Raw genomic sequence first — 23,426 nt, 5'->3', positions numbered from 1 at the left:
CAAGGTACACACTGGGTGTCTTGATCACACCAGGAGTGATCTGTTCAGCTAAACGTATCAACGCTTGTTGTTGCACCTTATCCGATACGACAATCTCCCACCCTGTCACGTGACGGAGTTCTTCGATCATTGCACTTTGCGTGTGGCCCCACTCTGGCGTAATAAAGGCCAGTTCAATGCGATTGTTTTTAAGAGATTTTTTATACAACGTCACGCCACGACGGGTACACATCTCCTCAATCGTGCGTAGAGCTTGGTTGATCTCCGTTCGAGGAGTACCGTTTTGCATCGGTGTCACTACCGCCTCGTCTGCGTGGTGATCTCCTGCGAATTGCAACGTCCAGCCCGTCTGTTGATGAAACGATGGGCAGATGATGGCTTTCTCCTCATCAGAGAGAGGCTGGGTCATCTTCACTTTCACCACGTTTCGATCCTGATAGATGGCAGGTGAACCCACCACGTGGCTCGACGTACTTTCGATCCAACGAATCGCGGCTGCGGCTAGCTGTTCCATGTGAGTATGCGTTGCCCATGCCACACGCCAACCGGTTTCCTTTTGTGCTTCGGCGGCTACTTGTTTCGCACCATCGGTTGCGACCACGGCATCAGGGAAGTATACAGACACCTTGATGATCCCCTGAGCGGTATCCGCACCAATTTTGTAGACGCCCAATGAATCCGGCATGATCTCGCGAATACGACGCATCGCTTCATTTTGTTCCAAACGCGACCCTTGTTCATGATCATCGGCACGCATGACGTGGACCTTTCCCCCGACGACCTGTTGCAACTGATCGGCGATCAGCTGGGTATCGAGTGTTGGATGGTCAGACGTGATCGGTACAAGGATGCGTTGCTCCTGAGTAAACACTTTGGGTGGTTGTATCCGAAACTCATAACGGTGTGCCAGTTTTTCTATTTCTTTTTGCAATGCAGGTGGATAGACTTGTGGCTCGATCTGATACCGCCACCCATGGACTTCTTTTCCTTCGATCTCCGCTTTCAATGCATCAGGAATCGCCCAGGGAAACGCAACAAACACGCGAAACACCTGTGTGAGTGGCATGGCTTCCGTCTTTCTCCACCCATAGGGTTCTAACTTGTCCATGACCTCATCCTTACCATAGGGATCAGCTGGAGGCAAGAGGCCCCCTTGTTCTGCAATCAGATACCCTAAACGCTCAGCCGATCGGTACCCAAAATAACGGCCATCCTCGATACAGGCTTTGGCAGCAGCGATCAGTCCTACCATATACTCGTTGGGGGATTCCCCTGCAGGAACACGCCCTAGCGGTTCTTTGACAAAGTCCACAGGGATGCGCTTGGTGGTGCCATCTTGTAAGGTCACGTGGCAGGTTCCACCCGCTTGTTGGGTGCAATAGCCAAGAAGAAGCACGTCGTTCTCCTTGAAGGCGAGAACTTGTCCCTTCCACGATGTGGCGCGAATCGGCTCTTCGGTTTGCGGGAGCACGATGTGTGCAGGTTCGCGAACCGGTACGTTGAAAGATTCGCCTACCACGGCGGCATGGACGTGAGCGGAGGGTAGATAGGAGCGCAACTCGCGTGTCAGTCCAGCTTTCGCCTCCTCATCCCCATGGACAAGCCATACGGCGTGGGGGCGCACGTGGGCAACCACTTGGGCAAGTTCTCTACGGTCGGCATGGGCAGAGAGGGCATAGAGTCCTACTTTAGCGCGTACGGGCACGACGCGATCCGGTAAGATCCATCGTCTCTCTTCAGGCGATTCTTTGGCCATGGTGAGCAATAAGCGTCCAGGGGATTCTTCATCTTGATACCCGGTTAACAAGACGGCATTCTTGGCATCGCCAACGAGTGCATGTGCGTAAAAAATCGCAGGACCGCCTGAAAGCATCCCCGATGAACTGATGACACAGCAAGGTTTTCCTTGTTGCACCACGGATTGACGTTGTTCAGCCGTTTTCACAAAAAAGATATCTTCTGGAGAGAACAGTCTGCCCTTTGTATGAATCAACCGCTTGGCAGGTCCTTGTAGCAAGTGGGGATACGACTCATAGATGGGACAAATGGAACGCACAAGACCATCGACGACAATCGGGAACGGCTTGATCTCTTTGTTGTAGCGCATGGCGTTTTGCAAGATCATCAACACTTCTTGTGCGCGTCCCACGGCAAAGGCAGGAATGAGGACAAAACCACCCTGTTGAATCACGTCAGACACTTGCTGTGCCAGTGCTTTTTCTTGTTGTGCTCGATTCTCATGTAAGCGTGAGCCGTAGGTGGATTCCGAGATGACCGCATCATAGCGCGTGCCGTGTGGTATGCGCAGGCCCCCGATGAGACGTCCAGGTGCAACAGAATAGTCTCCTGTAAAGAGGACACTCCCCTCGTCGTTGGTCTCAAACCCAATGGCCACAGCCCCTAAGATATGACCAGCGCTATAGGTTGATACGCGAATCCCCTGCCAGCTCAACACTTTATCCTGTCCCATGACGTGAATCCGTGGCCAGAGCTGATCCAATTGGTCTTCGGTGAACACCTTAGCATGTCCATCCTGACGACTCAGGTGTAACGCATCAGCTAGCATCACTTTGCTGATCGCTAGCGTGGCTTGCGTCATATAGACGGGAGCTGTCGGAAACATACTGGAGATCAGAGGTAATGCACCGATATGGTCTTGGTGAGCGTGCGTGATGAAGATGGCGTCAATCTTGGCCTGTTGCGTTTCAAGGAGTGCTAGATTCGGTAGTGGGTCTAGTTCATTCATGCGCGTTCCGGCATCGACTAACCACTGGGTCGTGGCTGTGCGAAACCATATGCATGTAGCGCCAATCTCGGCGCCCCCTAGCATGGTGATGTCCAATGGTAACAGCTCCGATCGAAGACATAATGACTGGTTAACGATGTGTACAAGGAAGCCACTTTCTACCATCTTCGGTGGATGATTGAGTCATGGCATCCCTGTTTATAAAAAATAAAAACGAGTTTCTTCTATTAATAGAGACTACATCTCGTACAGATTACATCATAACTCTAAACTCAGATACACGTTGTCGAGTTCCTGCTGGGTAATCCCGATGTATGCAAGTGTGATCGATGGGGAGGAATGATTCAGTAGCTTTTGCAGGCGGGTAATATCTGTCCCCGACATGTACGCATGATAAGCGAACGTTTTGCGCAGCGTATGGGTTCCAATCCGGTCGGTGATGCCGATGGCACGTGCTGCATCGTTAATCACTTTATGCGCTTGGGACCGTTGCATCGCTCCCCCTTTTTTTGAACGAAACAGCGGCTCGTCACGGACTACATGTTTGGTAAAGCGTGACGTGAGATAGTCACGCAAAGCCTTTTTGGATGTGTCCCCAAGCGGGAAGTCTTTGGTCTTGCCGGTTTTTTGCTCGCGAATATCGATACGATCGTTCACCTTACCCCGTTCGTCTACTACATCCCCCACCCTGAGCGACAGGAGATCGGATACGCGTAACCCGCTATTGATCCCTAACACAAAGAGACAATAATCGCGGAGATTGGTGCTCTTGAGTATTTTTTTCATGGCATCCACTTGTTTTTTATCGCGAATGGGTTGCACAAATTCCATGACACTCTACACCTCCACCTGTTCAAGCGTTAACGCTCATGATGCGAAGAGGTGATGATTACATCGGTTCATGATCATCGGATGGATCGTAGTCTACTTCTTCATGATCTGCTTGAACGCTGGTTTCATGAGCTTCCTGGCTGACTGGTTCTTCATTTGATGTTTCGACTGATGGATTACGATCTCCTGCGCTTTCCTGCTCAATCTGAGTTAAACCGATGTCAATAATGCGTAAGAGTGCTTCGTTTCTTGTTTGAATCCAATTACCAAAGCGATAAGATTCAATTCGATTGAGCATATGATCGTCGACAGCAATTCCTAACTTCGTCAGTTTCTCTGCTTTTTTTATCACGAATAATCCCCTATCCTGATTATCAGACTATCATTTGATACCATCTATTATATCAGATACTGAGTGTCTAACAAGTAATTTTATCGTTTATCACCAGATTCATGCAATCATACATATCACTATATTTCATGGTGTTATGTATGGTATAAACTACATCACGTATCTGGTTGCCCTTCTCCGCTACGAAAAGCATGTAGAAAACCACCGATGAGCCTTAGTGCTGCAAGGCTTCACAGGCGAAATCTCTTATCATACTCAATAGGATTGAGTATGATAAGAATATGGTGTTATTTTGAAGAGAAAAGATTATATGATTATATAACTAACTAATAATGGCTTGACATGATAATAGACAAAGAAAAAAGACTGCATAGTTCAGTCTTAGTATTTCATACTTACGACTCATTTGATAGTTTCCTTTTCGTCGATCATGATTTCTTCTCCAGTCTGATGGTTCCTCGCCTTTCTTGCTGCTCGTAGGATTGGTTTTATTTTTCCTACATTACTGATCATGATATCTTCGTCATTTATTATTTCTTTATGTATGGCAGTTTGTATAGCATCCCAAGCGATGGTCAGATCTTTTTAGTCATGCCACTTTTTTCTTGTACGCGAGTTAGTAACAGTCCATCTTCCTGCATTATCTAAAAGGTCTACCCATAGCAGTACACATCTCACGATCAATGGCTGCTGGTTGGGAAGAGTTGAGGACATGCAATCGTTCCTACAATCATTTGAATTCTGACTCGGTGAACAAACTCCCGCAGTATCCATAATTGAAGGCCGTTGAAGTCCAGTGAGTATTCATAGACTTGTCTATCCAAAATCAGAAGATGTCTTCAGCACTTTTCTGCAATTATTTATGGCTAATGCTAAGGGCTCAAGCAAGAGGTTTTACGAGGCATTTAATCCGTAAGACAAGTTTTACATAATCCTTTGTGTGTAAAACTATTCTTTTCATGGCCTATTTATCTATAGGAAGAATATAGGGACCATTTAAAAATCATGTTCATGCATAGAATCATGGTGTTTGGGCAACCTCTGTATACTTGTATTGATTAAGGATGGATATCTATTGATTAAGGATGGATATCTATTGATTAAGGATGGACATATCAGCCCGCAGCAGGTAATGGTCTTGTTTTTTATCCTCATTGTTGGGAAATTAACAAATTCAAGCGTTCTTATTCTTGTGCGTTATGGTCATAATGCACCTGAACTGCTTCTTATCATCAGTCAACTCATGATGGTAATCATAATTGCCGTTATGATTCCGTTATTTAAAGATCCTTCGAAGAATTTGATTGATTATTTTTTTGAATATTTTGGTGCTATTTTTGGATTTATTTTCAGCATGATTATATTTACGGCGCTTCTTCTTGATCTTTCGACTAATGTGACATTCGATTTTGAACAAGTACACGTTCTATTCTTACCTACTACACCTACAGCGGTCATTTTAATGTTTATGATCATCAGCATGGTTCTCCCTGCATATTTTGGTATTGAAATATTAGGTAGATCAAGCATCATGATGGGCGGTCTGATCATACTCATTATTCTATCTCTCAATGTACTTTCAACTACCAACGCCGACATCAATAATTTGCCACCCATTTTAGGGCCAGGTCTCCCCACGCTACTCAAACAAGGAATACTTCATATAGGTTTTTTTGGAGAGTTCATTGCTTATCTCATGATGCGACCGTATATTCGCAGTTATTCAAGTTATCAACGTTCTTTTTATATTATTTCTGCTGTTACATTGGTCGTGGGTATTATTCAAATAACCCTATTGCAACTTATTTTTCCTTATCCAACAAGTGCTAATTTGCTTTTTCTATCCGTGGAATCCATCAAACTAATATATTTTGGTCGGTTTATTCAGCACATTGAAGCGATTTATGCGATAGCTTGGCTAATTGTAGCTTGTTTGCGGCTAAGTTTTATGTTGTATCTTTTATCGCTTGCAGCGGCAAGTATGACCAGAACTCACAATTACCGTCGATTTATTCCTTCCATTGCTGTTCTTGTCTATTATATCGCCTTACTGCCAAGTACATTGTCTGATGCGATTGATTTTAAAGATGTGGTATTAGAACAACGTCTCCCCTTTCTTTATGGGTCGATTCTCTTGTTATTTATCATCGTCGGATATTTTAAATTGTGGAGAAAAAAACGAGCAAATACTAAGAAAACAAACCTTCAGTCAGCTTGAACCAGTTCAAACTGTAGCGCAGGAATGATCTGTAGACTATGGTCATGCTACAGCAGTCTTTTCTATCCTCATAGTTGGTCTCTTCTAACTTTGGATCAGGTGTGAATCTAGTATAAATTGGCGGACACAAATGAACGAACACATTGAACATTCATCACCCGAGAGGTTCACTATACCTACATGGATGATTTAGCTGGTGCTGATGAGCCTTTTTTCTTGATCTCGACAGTATAATAGGTCGTGTGCTTGGTTGCCACCCGCAAGATGGGGCCGGTTACGATGATGTTAGCAGCTATGATCTGCACATCCTTTGCTGACCGGATGTCTTTTTTTACGCCCTGTTTGTAGATGGAGGTTTTTACGCATCTGTACGGGCGCACTTGTAGCATCCAATGGAAAGCGTTCATGATGATGTCTGACCCGTTGGACATGACTGTGTGACAAGGTGCTGATATATACTCGTCCATTCAGTTGAAGATGGAATTCAGCCACCTGATCGATGTAGCCGCTAGGCGTCACCATCGGCATCCATTCGGAGACTCGCCACACGTGCGTCCCTATAGGTGTTTCTCTGACTAGAGTACAGGTCACCTGATACAATTCTTGTTGATTGAGCAAGGGTTTCATCCAATGCCTCCAAACTATCTAGATAGCAAACGTACGAAAAAGGTCTTAGGTACGTATCAGTGCTGCTAACTCGTTGGCACATGATCTGCACACCTTTTTTCTGTGCAGTTCGATTAAGTTTTTTCTAGCACGACAAAATTCACATGTACTCTGATATTTACGCAGGATGATCTGATGGCCATCCAGGAAATATTCAATGGGATCTTTGAATTCCATCCCAAGCGTATGGCGTAGTTCTTTGGGTATAACAATGCGACCTAGTTGATCCACATTTCTACATACACCGGTAGCTTTCAAGTGGTCACGCCTCTTTCTTCTTTTGATATGATCATAGCATAGATAGCATCATCAGATAATTCATGGTGATGATTTTCTCTCAATATGCGTTGTATATCCTGTGGATTCATCATTTTCAACGGAAAAGCTCACAACGACTTCGGAGGTATACTCTACCTCATGGTTCTCGTCCCTCCTGGGTAGAATGAGTTTGCTGAGAACACTGCAATTATTTGTTTGCATAATATAACTTTTTGTCTTTCCATTAACAAGCACAAATCATTTTGTACTCTACTTCATAGATTATCATCAGATACATCACCCACAAGCAGGGTTCATTTTTGGCTAATGGATGGGTTGGAATAATAGCATGAGTTATGGTACGGTATGAATATTATCGAATTCATGATAGCATTCATCGGTATGAGTTCTTATATTGAAACTGTATGTTTGTGAATAAGCCAGTATTGAATGATTGCAGGAAATATGCATGGGTTGGCTTGTTGATTTACCTTCGTTTACATAAAGCAAAATCAACTGTGTAGTCTTTCATTATACAGCGTAATACTAGATATCATCTATCGATAGCAAACGCTGAGATTCTATCTTGTAATATACCCTACATTATATTACACGTTAAGTTCATGATTTTTGTAGCTATCAAGAATACTTTTAGACTAGTTCATTTCGTTGGATAGGATGATTATGAGAAGATTATATGTAAGAACTTTGCTAATACTCAATGGATTAGCTATCCTCTTATTTGTTTATGTAAGCCATGTGTTTTGGGATTTCACGATTCAAACCACGCACCAACGGTTACTTATTCAGGCGGAGGTCACTTCCGTGTTACTTGATCATCGCTGGCATAGGAATCAACAGATCATCGAACAAGCGGCGGAACGTTTGGCAGGTACTTTCTCACCATCAAGTACAAAACATGTCCTCGATCAGTTGCAACATGCTTTAGAAACGGAGCGTATAGAGGCTCTTGCGGTCATGACTACCACTGGTTATGATCTTGTATCTATTGGTCCCCACATTCCCGTTGATCATATCATTTATCAGCACTCTTTTTTTATCTCTCCTCCTTTTTTCTCAAAACAACATAGGGGATCTCTTGTCGTACTTGAAGGAACTCCAATTGATGATTCGGATCATCTGTATCTAGGCATGATCCAGCCATTGGGATTGTTCCAGATAAGTCGCCTGGTGCCTACACCATTCTATACAGGTATTCACATACGCATCATTCAAGCAGAGGCAATTAGGCAACCTAGTTCTTTGTTATTTCCTACACCATCAACGATCTCGACTCCTCATTCATGGTTGGCTCAAGTCATCCAGCACACCTCGAATACATCATTTGGTGTGTTGACGCACACCATGGGTGCGCATAGTAACTATTACATCATAGGCTATGATAAACTACAACATTATCCTTTCTATATAGTGAGTAGTCTTCCATTGGATGCTGTATTTTGGACGTGGCTTCATTCGATGTTCATAGGAATAGTCGGATTTTTATTTCTTGTTGGTTTTTCTGACCTAGCTATCTTCTTTTTCCTTTTTAAATTAGATGCCTCTCGCAATCGAAAAAAGAGCACGCTTCAATTATACGAGATTCTTTCTACAGTAACTCATATTACGAGTACAGCTGAGGACGAAACAACCTGTCTTCAAACGCTCGTCACCGCATTATGTGCATGTTTTTATGCCGCGTCGATCGGGCAAGTCGATGGCGAAAGAGTGACTATTCTATTTTCTGCTGGACCCGGTGCAGATCAGTTGCAAAAGCTATCTTTTGATTTATCTAAAGAATTCGCTCATGATGCACCATTAGCTGTACGAGCGATCAAAGCGAAACGAATATCCTATGACAACCATCTTCAAAGGGCCGATAAACAACACGACTATGGCATGATGATGAATGCCTATAGCTATGCTTCTGGGCTATCAATTCCCCTCATACGTCAGCAACAAATATGGGGTGTGCTGAATCTCATCAGCGATCATCCAGGTGTGTTTGATCGAACGATCCTTCCACTTGCCGATCAGATTGGGCATGTATTGCAAGACGCACTCGAACGTTTTGATTTGCGTGAAGCACAGGCCTTTCATGATCAAAAGAATGATATTCATCTTGCCTTTCATGATGTGATTGGTGTTATTGCACAAGCATCACAAGACCACCTATCTGAAGATCAGCTTTTGCAGTTAGTATGTGACACATTTATTCGACGGCATGTGTTTACAGTCGTAGAAATCGGTATGCCATTATCCGATAGCATGTTTCAATTTCCCTATTATGCAGGGATAAGGGTCGACCATGGGCCCCTATCACAAGAATCAGCCAGTCGTGCATGGCAATCAGGAAGGTATCTAGTAGAAAATGATGGGGAAGCGATGATTTCATCCCGTCCATGTACAGATGAACGCAATCAGTGGAACGCCAGTGCATATTTCATCATCAATCGCGAAAAGGAAAAATACGCATTATTAGGGTTGCACCATCAGGACAAAGCCATTTTTGATGAAGAATTCATTCAATTGGGCATTCGATTAGTGGAATTAATTGGACAGATTCTCACCAATCAAGAGCGGGAAGCAGAGCTCATTCGACTGCATCACTTTTATGAAGCGTTAGCTAAAGCCAATGAGTTGATCATTCATATGAATGACTCACAAACTTTATTTCATCAATTGGGTGAGTTAATCATGTGTCGAACGGAGGCATTAGGCTACTATATTGGGTTCGAAAAAGATCATCACTTAGATATAAAAAGCAGACTATTTACCAATGCAGAATTGGGAACACTTTTTGATCAAAGTATAGCGCAATTTTTATATGGTTTTCCAGGAGCTCCCCCAACGGTGGTTGGAGATGTGTTACTTACTCATCAACCGGTGGTTGTCAATCACTACTCAGAAACTACACGTTATCCTGGGAAGCAGGGATATCCTTTCATGTCGCAATCTGAATTAGATTCAATTGCAGCCTTTCCAATTTACGGAAGCGATCAGGTAGGCGTGCTGACCGTTTTGGGTAAAACGAATTTGTTTTCTTCGGAAATTATCACTTTATTACAATCGCTTGCAAATAATATAACGGATAAACTCCGGCAGTTACATACTGAGCAAGAGCGTAATTCAGCACAATCAGAGCTGGCTTATCAAGCTTTTCATGATGCACTAACTCGTATTCCTAATCGTGCCTATTTAGAAAGAACGATCGATCATATTCTGTTGAAACAAGGCCAATCCCCTTATTCACTTACACTCATTATTGCAGACTTAGATGGATTTAAACAGATCAACGACACCTATGGACATAGGGCTGGAGATGTCGTTTTACAAGTGGTGGCTATGCGATTGAAGGAATGCTTACGTTCAGATGATCGGATCTTTCGTTATGGAGGAGATGAATTCATTATACTTGTTGAGGAATTATTACCACTAGCAGCCATGGATCGGATTTGTAAACAAACGATCCAGCGCATTCATGAACCCATTCTATGGGATGGGAACTCGTTGACTGTAGGGATTAGCATTGGCATTGCGCAAGACTCATCTGGAACTCAATCGCCACGGTCTTTATTTAAAGAAGCAGATGAGGCATTGTTTATGGCAAAGAAAGCAGGTAAAAACACGTATGTTATTCGATGAATAGGGATAACTCATGATGGAAGGAAAGGATGATTTTATGGAAAAGGAACAGTTTGCTAAACTATTGGGCTATCCATCTTTTTATCAATTGCAAAATGCAAGTACCTATAGTTTGATAGATATGGATTCAAGTTATTACATTACACCTACACCACAAGGGTGGGTAGTGTGGTGTGATGCAGAGGAACATATGAATCAAGCGAACATGGTTATGTTCTCTACGCAAAGAGAGGCCCGATTCTATTTGCATGCATTATTGAAGGAACTACAATAAACCTATGTTATGCATGTATCACACGCAATTTTTAAAATATAACCTCTCGTCATTGGAAGGCTCTTGAATCGACAAAAGCAGTCGTTATTTTGATTTATGGCATAGCTTTACACCGTAAAAGGCGTCGATTTCAGATCGATATCGATCCCTTGATACCAGGCATCTGCGTATGGACAGATCATGATCCCCACATTCGGGTGAGGCTTATTTTCGTGCTGCGATGTCTGCAGTTTCAAGTAGCTAGTCAAGCTTTTCACGTTTATTGGAACGCTCCACTGTCGTTCTCCATTGGTAGACATTTTTTCATGCGTTGCTGTCATATGCAACCTGTGGGGAAACAAGCGCGGCGTGTGCTGCGTATCGAGGTGTACATGCGCCGACCGTAGAACGAGTCAAAATAAGGTGAATCACAGGTGTAGACACCGTTCTTTTATCAGGGGATAGCGATAGGTATTGCCGTCCACGATTGCGATCGTAGCCATTGTCTTTCGTGGCGAGTCCCTTTTGACAAACGGGCATGTCTTTGAGGGAGATCATGATGTGATCCTTGTACTTTTCGCTTTAACATTGGTTCAGGTCAATGAATGCACGAGGTTCCCTTAGACTCGAAATAGCGGTAAAGGCCAGGGCAATCTGAGCAACATCTAGTACAATCTGTTGCCAATGCGGGTAATACGGCTCAAACTCTTTGATGCTTACGATAAGTGAAGTGACACAGAATCATGGCGCGAAGCTTGCCCCCATCGAGGATCGAGTGGAAGGTCATGGTGATTGTCCGAGGCCGCGAATAGGTACAAGGTGGTACCCGAAATAATCGCAGTGGCTGTTGCCATTCGGATGCGTATAGATGCCGTTTCAGGTGCATAGGTCAGTCACGTTCTCAAGAGCCATAACTAGGCGTGTTATGGGGAAAAGTAGTGGGGCGCGCAGGTATTTCGTCAGTTGGAATAGAAAGCGCAGCTACGTTACCAATGAGGTCGAGCTAAACTGTTCACGAACTAGGGACAGAAGAAGGTCTATGTGAGAATGACCGTACGCTAGATGGACGTAGCAGGATGCTGTTGATCAAACGTTCAACTTTTATGGAAGTTGTGGTAGGTTCTCACCCTTCTTACCTGTGTCGGGTTTCTTATTGCGTGTAGGCTTGATCTTGCCAGTCAGATGAGAACTGGTCGAGGGCTAAAGACGAGCAAAAAATCGTAGAAGTTGCATGTGTCCAGGTATTAAGTCAATATGGTGGACACCCCCGAACAAGGAATATCAAAACAGTCTGATACATCGTTGTTTTATGCTAGCTAGCTTTTTAGTTCACATTTTTGAAAAACATAGATTGAAATTGCACAGGAGTCCTATATCCAATTGTTGAATGAATTCGCAGACGGGTTTACCACATCTCGTTGTATTCCCTAATGTCTTTCTTTGCTCGTTTACGTGTTGGGGACTTTTCTAACTGTATGAATTCGCGTTTCATGACGCTGTGGAATGACTTTATACCATTCACTTGATGATATAGCCTGCAGTCTTGCTTCGCCCCAAACTATCCCTAGAGCTATTCATAGAGCTTCATCCTTAGCCTCTCACCATCAAGGTGTGCCTAGTTTAGCTAGGCGCGACAATACAAGAATGGCTCTTTTACCGCTTTTCGCCAAGTAAATAGCTAACAACACTTTTCGCCATGTACGTTGTATGATTAACAGAAATCAATTCAGAAACTTTATGAATACCATCTCCACTCGTAACAATAGGAGGTTCTAATAAGGTGGATGTTTGATACTGTGACAATCCGGCAGTTGCCATTAATCCGTTACATAAGCATTTGCGCCCCACAGTATTTTCGATGCATCCGTCTTTTTCCAAATAAGTATGTACAGGTTCTGCAGCACAGCGATATTGTACATGGTTCTGCTGATCGAGATAAGCTTCTCGTAAATATCCCAAATCGCATCTTCTCGTTCGGTTTTGGTACACTTCTTTATCTGACAAAGAACCTATTACATCCACAACTTTAAATGGGAATCCGGTAGGTGAAGCAAAGGGATCCGTATGGACATGGATTGGATGCTTTATAATATCCTGTATGACTTGTTTTTTAACCTTTCTATCCATTCCGGATTCTTCGCAATATGCAAACAGTGTACCTACCTGAATTCCTGTTGCCCCTTTTGCTTGTGCAGATTGTAGCCCTTCAGGAGAATCATATCCTCCAGCGAGCCAGAATGGATATCCAAGTGCTGCAACCGCATGAAGATCAACAACATCGCGTTGATCATATATAGATTGCCCGGATTCATCATATTTTTTAGGCCCCCGTGGTGGGGCATTATGGCCCCCAGCAGTTGGCCCTTCAATGATAAACCCTTCAACAGAACCTGTTGATTTTTTTGACATGAGCAAAGCTAAACTATACGATGAAATGATCGGAAAAAAGGCCGGACGATGCAACTCTTGTCGAACACCATCATAGTCTCTTGGATCAAAGTGACTACTAGGTCCCTCTCCAGCCTTCATTCCCACCACTTCACATTTCAAACTTGCTGGTTCATTTTTAGCTAAAAGATTAATGGCTCCAGGAATCTCACGAGGAATGCCAGCTCCCATTAAAACAACATCTACGTGAGCGTTCATGGCGCCATATAAAATCGCTAAGTTAGGTAGTGATAATTTAGTCAACAGGTTGATGCCAACTTGACCATCATGATCGAATTTAGCCAACCAAACTTCAGCAAATGCCCCAAGCATAGCCACTGTGCGTAACCATGTAGAGGATTCTAGTGTCCACATCGGTAATCGTTGATACGGTTGTGAAGACAACTTCCCATTAGGAATAAAGTACTTATCTATGATCTTTTGTGCTAGAGATGGCCATGGTGATGCCGCTAAAGCGTTTCGCATATAGCCTCCCACATCACCGTCTTGTAATCGTCTCACAAGCACAGTATCGATTCCTGTACCAGAAACTACTCCAAGCTGTCCAGTCCGTGAAACAGCACGTGCTAATTTCCAATTGGAAATTGCCACACCCATACCACCTTGGATGATTTCGGGCCATTTTTTTGTGGTGGTTGTATCTACATCCATATAAATCATCCTCCATGAAAGTAATCGAGTAATGGTTTATCTGATCAAGTCCTACATGTGGTGTACATTCGCTTCTCGGTAGATATCGAATTATGTTCACTTATTCTTGATCACTACATAGAGGGAAAAAATAGTTCCAGCGATCTATTACCAAATCAACAAGGGTTGGATCAAATTGAGTCCCTCTATGTGTACAAATGAAATGTCTAATTTCCTCTGACGACATTCTTTTGCGATAGAGCTTTTCTGTATCTAACGCATCCATCACATCTGCAAGACTAACAATTCGTGCACAGAGCGGAATTTGAATCCCTTGCAATCCATGAGGATACCCTGCACCATTCCACCATTCATGGTGGAATTCCGCCTCTTCCATTGCGTAACGCATGAATTTCTCAATAGAATATGGGGAAGAAGCTATGATCTGCATGATTTGACTAAGTATATATCGGCCTGCTCTTGCATGGGTTTGCATGGCACTACGTTCATCGGGGGTCAAAATATCTGCTTTAGTTAGAATGTCCTTTGAAATGATGATTTTCCCAATATCATGAGCAATCGCCGCTTCTGATAGCCAGGTAATATCCTGATCTGCTAAATCGTACTCCTCCTTAGCTAGTTGTGCGATTTTTCTTGAATATTGCTTCACATGATCCACATGCGGATCGATCATTGGATCACGCCATTCAGCCATTTGAATCATCACTTGTAAAAAATGTGTAGTCACGTAGTGAACGATCTCTTCACGTACTTTTTCTTCTTTTATATCATAGTTTTTTTGGTAGACTTCATACATAATGACTTCGCGCAGTTGCATTCGTTTTAGAAATAGGGGAAAGAAAATATCTCGATCTTCGAGGGTCATCCTAATAAACACTTCTTGAATGATAAAATGAAAGGTTTTTGCAACCCATTGGATGGGAATACCTAAATCCACATGGATTTTCCCTATATGTTTCATCGTTTGTTTTTCATAGGCTAATGTCGCGTCGCAAAGTGATAAAAAAAATCCCCTCATCCCAAACTCTAAGTGGTCTCGTCGTGGTCGAATCATATCATGTAAAGAAGGCTCGTTCTCTAACATATTGTAGAGACGTGTTATCACATCGGGAGCATGTTTTTCGAAGAAAAAGAAATTAGCAGATAATTGTAGTGCGTCTTCATTGGAAAATACATGATCAATATCCATATATCAATCTCCTCCAGAGCTTTAAACACCATCATGATCCATAGTTTTCCACGAATATACAAACAATATAGTGCTTTTACGTATACACATATTTACATCTATAGGTGTTCATTCGCACTCTATACCTTGTCAAACTTATTTTTGTGATACCGTTCTCATAGGCAGATGATCTTCATACGAACTGTACATTCTTGTCATGACAGACGGTTTAGCTTATCCTACCTTCACTCGTTTTGTCATTGGATCGTTCCATAGACTACTTTGCAAGATGTTCTGCATTCACTTCTTCTTCAGATAAATCGTTAAAAAGTGCTTCTAAGCGCAATAATTCAGTCTCTACAATTTGTAAATTGCGTTGTTCAGCATCACGATCCATTGTATTGGTGAAAATGAGCAATCTCATACCCAGTAGAGAATTACGCACTTCATTTACTAATGCCCAGGGCACTATTTGTGCGCGTATGGTTCTTTGAGCGGGTATTTTATTTTGTTCACGCGTATGTTGCGTAGCAAGTTGATGACTATGCCCTAGCCATGCAATGACTGAGCACCCCAAAAATTGCAAAATAATAGGTGCCCAATGTTCATGGTGACCACCATTTTCCATGATCGATAACGCAGTAATCAGAATACCTCCAAAAACTGCAGGGACAAATCCAATGCTGTAACCAACAGCTCCAGCTAAAAGCACTTCTATACTTGAAAATACATTATGTTCGATAAATGAAAATAGTAAAAAGACAACACCAAGTAATGCAGCCATCAAGGTTACGCGCAAACGTAAATAATTGAGTACGTTGTCATCAAACTGAGAAATCAATTTCATGCTATGAGTAACCAGACGTTTGATATTTCTCCACATGGTAACCCCTTCTATTCTGCAGAATCTTTATTTTTCAATCATTGACGGTGGATCAACAAAAGAGAACATAGCTCATTGACCTTTGTGATCCACCATCATGCCACGTCAGTTTCAACATCTCTTCTTATCTTACTGAGATCGCTACCCGATTTACTTTTGCCTGTTCGAGGTATTTAGCCACGACATAGCCACCACTCATGTTTTGTACTTGTGTAAAGCCATGTCCTTTAAGGATTTGATGGGCAAAATAGCTCCGCTGACCGGATCGACAATAAAGGATCGTTGGCTTTTGAGGATCTAATTCGGCGATTCGTGTGCGCAACTCATCCAGTGGAATATTGATCGCATGGGGCAACATCCCTTTGGCCGTTTCATCCGGTCTTCTCACGTCCACAATTTGAAACTGCAAAGGATCCGTTGGCCATTCGTTAAGTAGTTCTACTGTCCCATCATATACATGTTCTGCTGCCATACCAGCCATAATCACCGGATCTTTCGCCGACGAAACAGGTGGGGCATAGGCGAGATCGAGATCTGCAAGATCCTCTACCGTCATACGACCGAAAATAGCCGTTGCCAACACGTCCACACGCTTATCGACGCCTTCACGTCCCACCACTTCCCCGCCGATTAAGCGACCTGTGCTCTGCTCGACAATCAACTTGATCGTTATATCGTGCGCACCCGGGTAATAGGAAGCATGATGCCCTGCCGTATTGTAAGAGACGAAGTAGGGAATACCTGCTGCCTTAGCCGCTCGCTCCGTCATTCCTGTCATACCTATATTGACTGCACCTACTCGTACAATCGACGTTCCAAGGGCTCCTCTAAACTTCACGTGCATCCCACAAACATTCATTCCGATAATGCGGGCTTGTTTATTCGCAGATCCAGCTAACGCAATCCAATGCATCTTTCCATCGATCATATACTTGACTTCAGCCATATCCCCGCCAGCATAGATATCGGGATCACTTGTTTGCATCATATCGTTGACTTTCAGCGCTCCTGTCACACCCAACGCTAAGCCCGCGTCTTTTGCCAATTGAACATCCGGACGTACTCCAAGTCCCAAAATAAATACATCTGCCTGCACTTCTTTCCCACTTTCAAGAATCACCGATCGTGCACGGTCATCGCCTGTAAATGACGAAACCCCATCCCCTAACACAGTCGTAATCCCCATGCGTTTCAACTCATCCACCACGCGACTCGTCATCTCTTCATCAAAGGGCGGAAGAACCTGTGTTGCTTTTTCAATTAATGTTACGCGCAACCCTAGTGCACGAAGATTTTCGGCCATTTCAAGTCCAATAAATCCTGCTCCAATCATAACCACTCGTTTTGCCTGATACAGTGTTATAAATTGTTTAATCGCGTCTACATCAGGGACATTGCGCACAGAGAAGATACCTGGCAAGTGCAATCCTGGAAAGGGAGGAATCAATGGCTTGGCCCCAAGGGCTAACACGAGTTTGTGATAAGTCTCTTCATAAATGTCTCCAGTGACGATATTGCGTACTGAAACTACTTTTCGTGTTCGATCAATAGCGATCACTTCTTGACGCGTACGCACGTCAATTTCAAAACGTGCTTTTAACGACTCTGGCGTATGCAAGAGCAAGTCATTGCGATCTGGAATGACGCCACCTAAGTAATAAGGCAAACCACAATTAGCAAATGATACATGAGGTCCTTTTTCGATGATCACAATCTCAGCTGTTTCATCCATTCTCCGCACCTTGGCAGCAGCACCGGCACCAAGTGCAACCCCGCCAATAATGACAACCTTTAGTTTGTTCACCTCTGGCATAGTCAATCGCCTCCTACAACCATCTTAAAAGCACATCTCCGTTCACATAAGCCCCAAACAGACTATCCGCATATAGCGCAAATAGACTACATGTGAGTGCTCTAATATGCTACATGTCATCTACAAGCACATTCATTCCGCCTGGCTGTTTTGATGTAGACGTAGCTGTACAATCTACGATTTATAAGGGAAAAGTATGGTGGATGTCTCTCATAGCTGACCTCTCCGTGATGACAATCATCATGAATCGGATCATTGCATTTATTTATAGTTTTTTATGAATCCTTCTCGTACCGCATAGGTAGCAGCCTCTACACGATTGATAACATGCAATTTATCCAAAATACGTCGCACGTAATTGCGTACTGTATTTTCACTAATAAAGAGACGCTTGGCAATATCCTTATTGGTGGCGCCTGTTCCAATCTCCCTGAGGATGTCAATTTCTCGTAAGGTTAGTGGTTGTTGTGCATTCTCTATCTCCTCATAGGTAGACGGATTAGACAGGTCAGAGAGAATCGTAGGGGCTAGATGATCCGGAACAACGGCTTTGCCCTTTGACACGTTATGCACGGCTTCGACTAACTCATCGGGATCGACCGTCTTAATGAGATATCCTTGTGCGCCATGTTTCATTGCATCAAATAAAGCTTTTTCTTCCTCATTGACCGTTAAAATGAGAATGTGTACGGGTACGTGTAACTTACGAATGCGTCGTGTCGCTTCGAATCCATTCATCTGTGGCATGGTTAAATCCATGATTAATACATCTGGGCGAAGCAATTCAACAAGATGTACAGCTTCAAACCCATTCTCACCTTCCCCCACCACCTCAACGTCTGGGGAGTTTTGCAGGATGCCGATAACACCGTTCCGAAACAGATGGTGATCATCTACCACAACCACTCTAATGCCCACATGGCATTCCTCCTACTGTATCTACCAAATACATGCTCTTTTTTCTAGTATTCCATACGAACCTCTGGGATAACACAGCCATTCAAACTATATTTGTAGTCTTTATAGACTAAAAGGTAACAGCATCGTTTTTCATTCTCAGAAAAACAAGGAACTACCCAGCCATATGACTCGATAGAAATACTCATGGTCAGTGCTACATGAGAGCGTAAAGTCTATCTTTGACTTCACCTGAAGCTTACCTTCTATTGAATTATGGGTGCATGATCAACAAGTTTTCTCGATTCCCATGAGAGGACTATAGGTATTTTCAAGGGGTGCCATCTTACAATTTTATGATCAATTTCTACTTATTTTTGTTCACCATCCGATAAAAAATGAACGTAGACTACGGACTGTAGTTCAAAACGACTATGCCTAGCATCCTAGTATTCTATCCATATGAACCAGAGAAAGTAGTCGTTTTGGTTCTTACGATATCATCACCCATCCATTACCATGAAGATATCGAAAGTGAAGGGAGTGGCACGCGATGGTGAACTTCTCAAATGCGTGGCCCAATTATTACGTCGGCTATCTATGGCTCATTGTTTTCATGATGTTTGTTGCAGCCAAATATCCTCACCATGATCGAGGTGATAAAAAATGAACTGGACCAAAAGTATGCGCACCACTGTTACAGAAAAGTTAACGTGGGATAATCTCTTACCTTCAGAACAACCCATTTACGTCTCATCGCTCGTCTATAGTTTTGGTGTTTTTACATTAAGCAGTCTAGTCTTCACCATTATGTCAGGTGTCATCATGGCGGCATACGGCCCCACTTGGTATCAATATTCTGCTGCGGGTGCGTTCTTTCGTTCGGTGCACTTTTGGAGTGTTCAGGCCTTTTTCTTCTTTATGACGATGCATCTGGTAGGTCAGTTTTTTATGGGATCGTGGCGTGAAGGTCGCGCCATGACATGGGTACTTGGGGCACTCTCCTTTGGTGTTTCCGTGATCACCGCCTTCACCGGATACCTATCCCGTGGCGACTTCTTTGCACAGTGGAATCAGGTACAAAGTAAGGATGCCTTCAATGGCGCTGGACTCGATGGGTTTTTGAACATCTTAAATAACGGGCAAGTCTACGGTCTCCACATCGCCGTGTTACCACTGATCTTAATCGTTCTGGTCGGTTGGCATATGGTTGCCGTTCGAGCCAAAGGCGTTGTTCCACCCTATCAAGCAGCACATGTTCAAAAGAAAGAAGGGGAAAAAAGATGACTCGAAAAGCGCACTTTGAACGCAATACTTTGCGCTTTCCCCAAAAAGACTTCGATATGGTGAAAGAAGGCATTGTTAGTCTTGGCATCGTAGGCGTCGCAGTTGTGATCGTGGCAGCTATTTTCGGTGCACCGTATCGCCCTGCCATTACCAACCAAGAGATCGCCAATCAAAAACCGATACTTGTGATGCAAACAGCCATGGGTGACCTTGATGGTCAAGGAGAAATGGCCGCCTATGGTCCACCATACAATAACGGTTGGCACGGTGTCGCACAAAACATTCAATCCATTGGTCCCTTTTCACCGCAAACATGGTGGGGTACTCCCTATCATCTCTACACGCCAAATGCGGATGTCATCACACCCTTAACCATGCTTGCAACGGCATCCAATAACACGGCGTTGCAAGCTGCCATACAAACCTATAACGCAGCTTCCTATACACAGCAGCAGGCATGGGATAACAACTTTACTAACGCATTAAATAAAGCCACTGTGCAAAACGGGCAAGTCGTTGTGCCAAGTGGTCAATACGGCCCGGTACAACTCATGATGAACGATGAATTGGCTCTCGCGAAGTCTGGATTATTATCTGGTGCACTCGATCGCGAGACCAACAATGGGGTTTATCGTTGGAACATCCAAAATGATCTCTTGTTTTTACAAGGTCCAGCACTTCATCAATATGCTAAAACCATCGACATGAGAGGTGAGCAATGGGGCATCAACCACGATGAACAAGCGTATCCTGGCCCCTGGTGGTTGACTCCGTACACTTTCTTGTATCAAGTACCGCCAGGTTCCACGTCGCCATCCGGCGATGAAATCGTAGCGTACACCATTGCTGTTTTGTTCGGACTACTCGTTTTGCTACCGTTTATTCCCGGTCTCAATAAGTTGCCACGCGTACTTCCTGTGCACCGTGCTATCTGGCGAGATTGGTACAAACGGTTAGAGACAACCAACGCCTGTGCATCTTGTCCTCTAGCTACATCGTGCAATAAAGAGTTTCATGGTCCTATGACCGCTGCAGCAGACCATGAGATACCAGCATGCTATGATCAGACAACATCAGTAGGGAAAGGATCGCATTTCGTATCACAAGATTCTGGCATCCAACCGCATGCATAATCCAGCGAATGAGTAGTTGTCATGCTAAATGAACCTATAGGTGGTGTAAACCATACACCACCTATACAGAGGAGACGACGAAGATGAGTAAGGGACTCAAGTTATGGGTGATTTGGATACTCGCGTTACTTGCAGGAGTCTATGGAACGGCTGTCGTATACCAAGCAATCACGACCACGGCGAAAATAGATTATGTATACGGGATTCCTATTCTCCTCTTTGGCATCTGGGTGACAGGAAACATCTGGGCTTCAGCACGTCAGGCATATCGCCGTCAACGCGCGCATCAATCCTACCATTGACCTTATGAGGAGTTGAGTACAATGACCACTCGATGTCACCTAACTATTGATGTATATGGAAATTCTATCGTCTACCAAACCCAATCAATGAACATCGTACCTATCCTCTAATGCATATAAAAACATGGTTAGGTGACGCAATTTACGGCGTGAATGATGGTTTAGCGGCCATATTTGGCATTATAGCGGGTGTGTCAGGATTTACGAATAGCCATCGAATGATTCTTGTATCCGGTTTATTTGGAGCCATCGCAAGCACTCTGTCTATGGGAGCTGGCGCATGGCTTGCTGCACGCTCTGAAAATGAAGTAAAGGAACGAGATATCGTGGATCATCAGCGCCACTTCACCACTCATGTAGAAGAGTACATCAGCGAATTGGTCCATGACTACGAGCAAGATGGATTTACTCATGCAGAGTCTCTTTGGATTGTAGAGCGTCTTTCAAAAGATCCAGAACGGTTCTTACACAGAGTTCTTACTGATCATACTGGATGGATGGAGTTGCACTCAAAAAATCCATGGCACGCCATGCTTTTTGCCGGAATATCCACACTCATTGGCGCCTTTATACCGCTTGTTCCACTGTTTTTCTTGACGAACTCATGGGGATTTATGCTGGCTGCTATAGTGAGCATTATCGCGCACTATGTAGTAGGTGCAGTCAAATCATGGGTCACTTTACGCCCTTGGTGGCAAAGTGGTTTAGAAATGATGATGGTAGGTATCCTTGTGGGCGTGATTTCCTATGGTCTTGGATCCATGAGTGCATGGTTCATTTAAGTCACTAAATACTCATGGATTACAGAAACTCTTCTCCCCTGATACAACTACGTCATCTCAGGGGAGAAGAGTTTTATTTGAATCCTACTATACGTAACGATGAAAGTTAGCTACGGTAAAGGATATGCGTTATTCATGCAAATAGTTTTTTACATGCTGACTGACCCGTGTTGCATCTTGGATACAGTCAGGAATCCCCATACCCCGATATGCAGCTCCAGCCAAAAAGATACCCGGCAACTTTGCGATTTCCTGATCAATTTGCTCCAGTCGTTGTAAATGACCAACATCATATTGAGGCATAGAGGATTTCCAGCGTTTTATGTGAACAAACTCAGGTTCATCTTTCAACCCTGTCGTTTTTTCCAAATCCTTTTTCACTTTTCGAATCAGCTTCTCATCATCCCATGTAACCGCCTCCTCATCTCCATCACGTCCCACATAACAGCGAATTAATAAAGTTCCTTTTTTCGAAGCATGCACCCATTTATTTGATACAACCGTGCAGGCAGTGATGATGATCCCTTCATGACGTGGCACTAAAAATCCAGATCCCACGAGCGAAAATGCATAAGAAGGACGCGTATATCCGAATGAAACTGTGGCCGTTGAGGCATAACGAATGGTCTTTAGCTTTCTCACATCTATCTCTAATCCACTTAAAAGTACAGCTGAGTCAAAGGCTGGTGTAGCCAGAATGATTGCATCCGCAGGCACCAGTGACTCTCGACCCTCTTCAACGATGTGAATATAGTATTTACCATCCGATGTCAGCTGAATATCTAAGGCTTGAGTATTTACTTTCACATCGGTGTACTCTGTAATCTGTGATACTACCTGATCCACTAATTGTTCGAGGCCATGTTCAAGTGTAATAAACATTGGCCCTGATAAGCGCGATACCGATGATACACGTTTTCTTTGCCGAACTGCACCAAGTAATAACCGAGCATTTTTTTCGTACAGTTCACGTAACATCGGCATGGTGGCCTGTAAACTCAAATGATCGATATCTCCTGCGTAAATCCCAGATAAAAGAGGTGCTGCAAGAGTATCCACAATTTCATTGCCCAGTCGTTTTCTTAAAAACTCC

At 43.6% G+C, this 23,426-nt stretch carries 19 protein-coding genes; 7 read left to right on the top strand and 12 right to left on the bottom strand.

Annotated elements, in window-relative coordinates:
• From MM817_RS14865 to MM817_RS17580, 4 genes are all read right to left on the bottom strand, one after another.
• The coding region (locus MM817_RS14865) for an MBL fold metallo-hydrolase (protein ID WP_241716576.1) at nucleotides 1–2,842 on the bottom strand (2,842 nt) is incomplete at its 3' end.
• Nucleotides 2,843–3,004: 162 nt separating this feature from the next.
• A complete protein-coding gene (locus MM817_RS14860; RefSeq protein WP_241716574.1) occupies nucleotides 3,005–3,577 on the bottom strand; it encodes a site-specific integrase in 573 nt (190 codons plus the stop codon).
• A 58-nt stretch (nucleotides 3,578–3,635) separates the two neighbouring features.
• Nucleotides 3,636–3,929, bottom strand: a complete 294-nt coding sequence (locus MM817_RS14855) for a hypothetical protein (protein ID WP_241716572.1) — start codon at nucleotides 3,927–3,929, stop codon at nucleotides 3,636–3,638.
• A 402-nt stretch (nucleotides 3,930–4,331) separates the two neighbouring features.
• Nucleotides 4,332–4,487, bottom strand: coding sequence for an HU family DNA-binding protein (locus MM817_RS17580; RefSeq protein ID WP_419723421.1), 156 nt, complete (start codon nucleotides 4,485–4,487; stop codon nucleotides 4,332–4,334).
• Between the two features lie 517 nt (nucleotides 4,488–5,004).
• Between MM817_RS17580 and MM817_RS14850 the strand changes: the two genes are divergently transcribed.
• On the top strand, nucleotides 5,005–6,147 hold the full coding sequence (locus MM817_RS14850) for a GerAB/ArcD/ProY family transporter (protein ID WP_241716570.1): 1,143 nt from the start codon (nucleotides 5,005–5,007) through the stop codon (nucleotides 6,145–6,147).
• Nucleotides 6,148–6,432: 285 nt separating this feature from the next.
• Here the strand turns inward: MM817_RS14850 and MM817_RS14845 are convergent, their stop codons facing one another.
• On the bottom strand, nucleotides 6,433–6,774 hold the full coding sequence (locus MM817_RS14845; RefSeq protein ID WP_241716568.1) for a hypothetical protein: 342 nt from the start codon (nucleotides 6,772–6,774) through the stop codon (nucleotides 6,433–6,435).
• Nucleotides 6,775–6,819: 45 nt separating this feature from the next.
• Nucleotides 6,820–7,044 (bottom strand): AbrB/MazE/SpoVT family DNA-binding domain-containing protein, encoded by a 225-nt coding sequence (locus MM817_RS17320; RefSeq protein ID WP_336605193.1) that lies wholly within the window; start codon nucleotides 7,042–7,044, stop codon nucleotides 6,820–6,822.
• A gap of 711 nt (nucleotides 7,045–7,755) precedes the next feature.
• Between MM817_RS17320 and MM817_RS14840 the strand changes: the two genes are divergently transcribed.
• Nucleotides 7,756–10,716 carry a sensor domain-containing diguanylate cyclase gene (locus tag MM817_RS14840; RefSeq protein WP_241716566.1) on the top strand — a complete coding sequence of 987 codons (2,961 nt, stop codon included), beginning with the start codon at nucleotides 7,756–7,758 and terminating at the stop codon, nucleotides 10,714–10,716.
• Between the two features lie 16 nt (nucleotides 10,717–10,732).
• Nucleotides 10,733–10,990: a hypothetical protein gene (locus MM817_RS14835; RefSeq protein WP_241716564.1), complete on the top strand. Its 258-nt coding sequence runs from the start codon at nucleotides 10,733–10,735 to the stop codon at nucleotides 10,988–10,990.
• A gap of 1,632 nt (nucleotides 10,991–12,622) precedes the next feature.
• Here MM817_RS14835 and MM817_RS17575 read toward each other — a convergent pair.
• The 5 genes from MM817_RS17575 to MM817_RS17310 form a co-directional block, all read right to left on the bottom strand.
• Nucleotides 12,623–14,068: a nitronate monooxygenase gene (locus tag MM817_RS17575; RefSeq protein WP_241716562.1), complete on the bottom strand. Its 1,446-nt coding sequence runs from the start codon at nucleotides 14,066–14,068 to the stop codon at nucleotides 12,623–12,625.
• Nucleotides 14,069–14,168: 100 nt separating this feature from the next.
• Entirely contained in the window at nucleotides 14,169–15,257 is a 1,089-nt protein-coding gene (locus tag MM817_RS14825; protein ID WP_241716560.1) for an HD-GYP domain-containing protein, read from the bottom strand.
• A gap of 256 nt (nucleotides 15,258–15,513) precedes the next feature.
• Nucleotides 15,514–16,119: a hypothetical protein gene (locus tag MM817_RS14820; protein ID WP_241716558.1), complete on the bottom strand. Its 606-nt coding sequence runs from the start codon at nucleotides 16,117–16,119 to the stop codon at nucleotides 15,514–15,516.
• A gap of 124 nt (nucleotides 16,120–16,243) precedes the next feature.
• A complete protein-coding gene (locus MM817_RS14815; RefSeq protein ID WP_241716556.1) occupies nucleotides 16,244–17,932 on the bottom strand; it encodes an FAD-dependent oxidoreductase in 1,689 nt (562 codons plus the stop codon).
• Between the two features lie 261 nt (nucleotides 17,933–18,193).
• Nucleotides 18,194–18,850, bottom strand: a complete 657-nt coding sequence (locus tag MM817_RS17310) for a response regulator (protein WP_241716554.1) — start codon at nucleotides 18,848–18,850, stop codon at nucleotides 18,194–18,196.
• 645 nt (nucleotides 18,851–19,495) lie between these two features.
• Here MM817_RS17310 and MM817_RS14805 point away from each other — a divergent pair.
• The 4 genes from MM817_RS14805 (at nucleotide 19,496) to MM817_RS14790 (ending at nucleotide 22,333) form a co-directional block, all read left to right on the top strand.
• Nucleotides 19,496–20,116, top strand: coding sequence for a cytochrome b N-terminal domain-containing protein (locus MM817_RS14805; protein ID WP_241716552.1), 621 nt, complete (start codon nucleotides 19,496–19,498; stop codon nucleotides 20,114–20,116).
• Nucleotides 20,113–21,249: a hypothetical protein gene (locus MM817_RS14800; RefSeq protein ID WP_241716550.1), complete on the top strand. Its 1,137-nt coding sequence runs from the start codon at nucleotides 20,113–20,115 to the stop codon at nucleotides 21,247–21,249. The genes MM817_RS14805 and MM817_RS14800 overlap by 4 nt, the downstream gene beginning before the upstream one ends.
• 83 nt (nucleotides 21,250–21,332) lie before the next feature.
• Nucleotides 21,333–21,551: a hypothetical protein gene (locus tag MM817_RS14795; protein WP_241716548.1), complete on the top strand. Its 219-nt coding sequence runs from the start codon at nucleotides 21,333–21,335 to the stop codon at nucleotides 21,549–21,551.
• Between the two features lie 110 nt (nucleotides 21,552–21,661).
• Entirely contained in the window at nucleotides 21,662–22,333 is a 672-nt protein-coding gene (locus MM817_RS14790; protein WP_272880017.1) for a VIT1/CCC1 transporter family protein, read from the top strand.
• Nucleotides 22,334–22,462: 129 nt separating this feature from the next.
• On the opposite strand, the gene hemG is transcribed toward MM817_RS14790, so the two are convergent.
• On the bottom strand, nucleotides 22,463–23,426 hold a 964-nt coding region (hemG, locus tag MM817_RS14785), incomplete at its 5' end, for a protoporphyrinogen oxidase (RefSeq protein WP_241716544.1).

The organism is Sulfoacidibacillus ferrooxidans (assembly GCF_022606465.1).
GTDB classification, from domain to species: Bacteria; Bacillota; Bacilli; order Alicyclobacillales; family SLC66; genus Sulfoacidibacillus; species Sulfoacidibacillus ferrooxidans.
The sequence above is the reverse complement of the archived record's forward strand: the minus strand, read 5'-3'. Positions and strand labels throughout refer to the sequence as shown.

What these genes read in the sequence shown, in the direction of transcription:
- MM817_RS14825 (WP_241716560.1), bottom strand. Translation starts at nt 15,257, where the DNA reads ATGGATATTGATCATGTATTTTCCAATGAAGACGCACTACAATTATCT.
- MM817_RS14845 (WP_241716568.1), bottom strand. Translation starts at nt 6,774, where the DNA reads ATGAAACCCTTGCTCAATCAACAAGAATTGTATCAGGTGACCTGTACT.
- MM817_RS14795 (WP_241716548.1), top strand. Translation starts at nt 21,333, where the DNA reads ATGAGTAAGGGACTCAAGTTATGGGTGATTTGGATACTCGCGTTACTT.
- MM817_RS14800 (WP_241716550.1), top strand. Translation starts at nt 20,113, where the DNA reads ATGACTCGAAAAGCGCACTTTGAACGCAATACTTTGCGCTTTCCCCAA.
- MM817_RS17575 (WP_241716562.1), bottom strand. Translation starts at nt 14,068, where the DNA reads ATGGATGTAGATACAACCACCACAAAAAAATGGCCCGAAATCATCCAA.
- MM817_RS14815 (WP_241716556.1), bottom strand. Translation starts at nt 17,932, where the DNA reads ATGCCAGAGGTGAACAAACTAAAGGTTGTCATTATTGGCGGGGTTGCA.
- MM817_RS14835 (WP_241716564.1), top strand. Translation starts at nt 10,733, where the DNA reads ATGGAAGGAAAGGATGATTTTATGGAAAAGGAACAGTTTGCTAAACTA.
- MM817_RS14805 (WP_241716552.1), top strand. Translation starts at nt 19,496, where the DNA reads ATGAACTGGACCAAAAGTATGCGCACCACTGTTACAGAAAAGTTAACG.
- MM817_RS14820 (WP_241716558.1), bottom strand. Translation starts at nt 16,119, where the DNA reads ATGTGGAGAAATATCAAACGTCTGGTTACTCATAGCATGAAATTGATT.
- MM817_RS14840 (WP_241716566.1), top strand. Translation starts at nt 7,756, where the DNA reads ATGAGAAGATTATATGTAAGAACTTTGCTAATACTCAATGGATTAGCT.
- MM817_RS14860 (WP_241716574.1), bottom strand. Translation starts at nt 3,577, where the DNA reads ATGGAATTTGTGCAACCCATTCGCGATAAAAAACAAGTGGATGCCATG.
- MM817_RS14790 (WP_272880017.1), top strand. Translation starts at nt 21,662, where the DNA reads ATGCATATAAAAACATGGTTAGGTGACGCAATTTACGGCGTGAATGAT.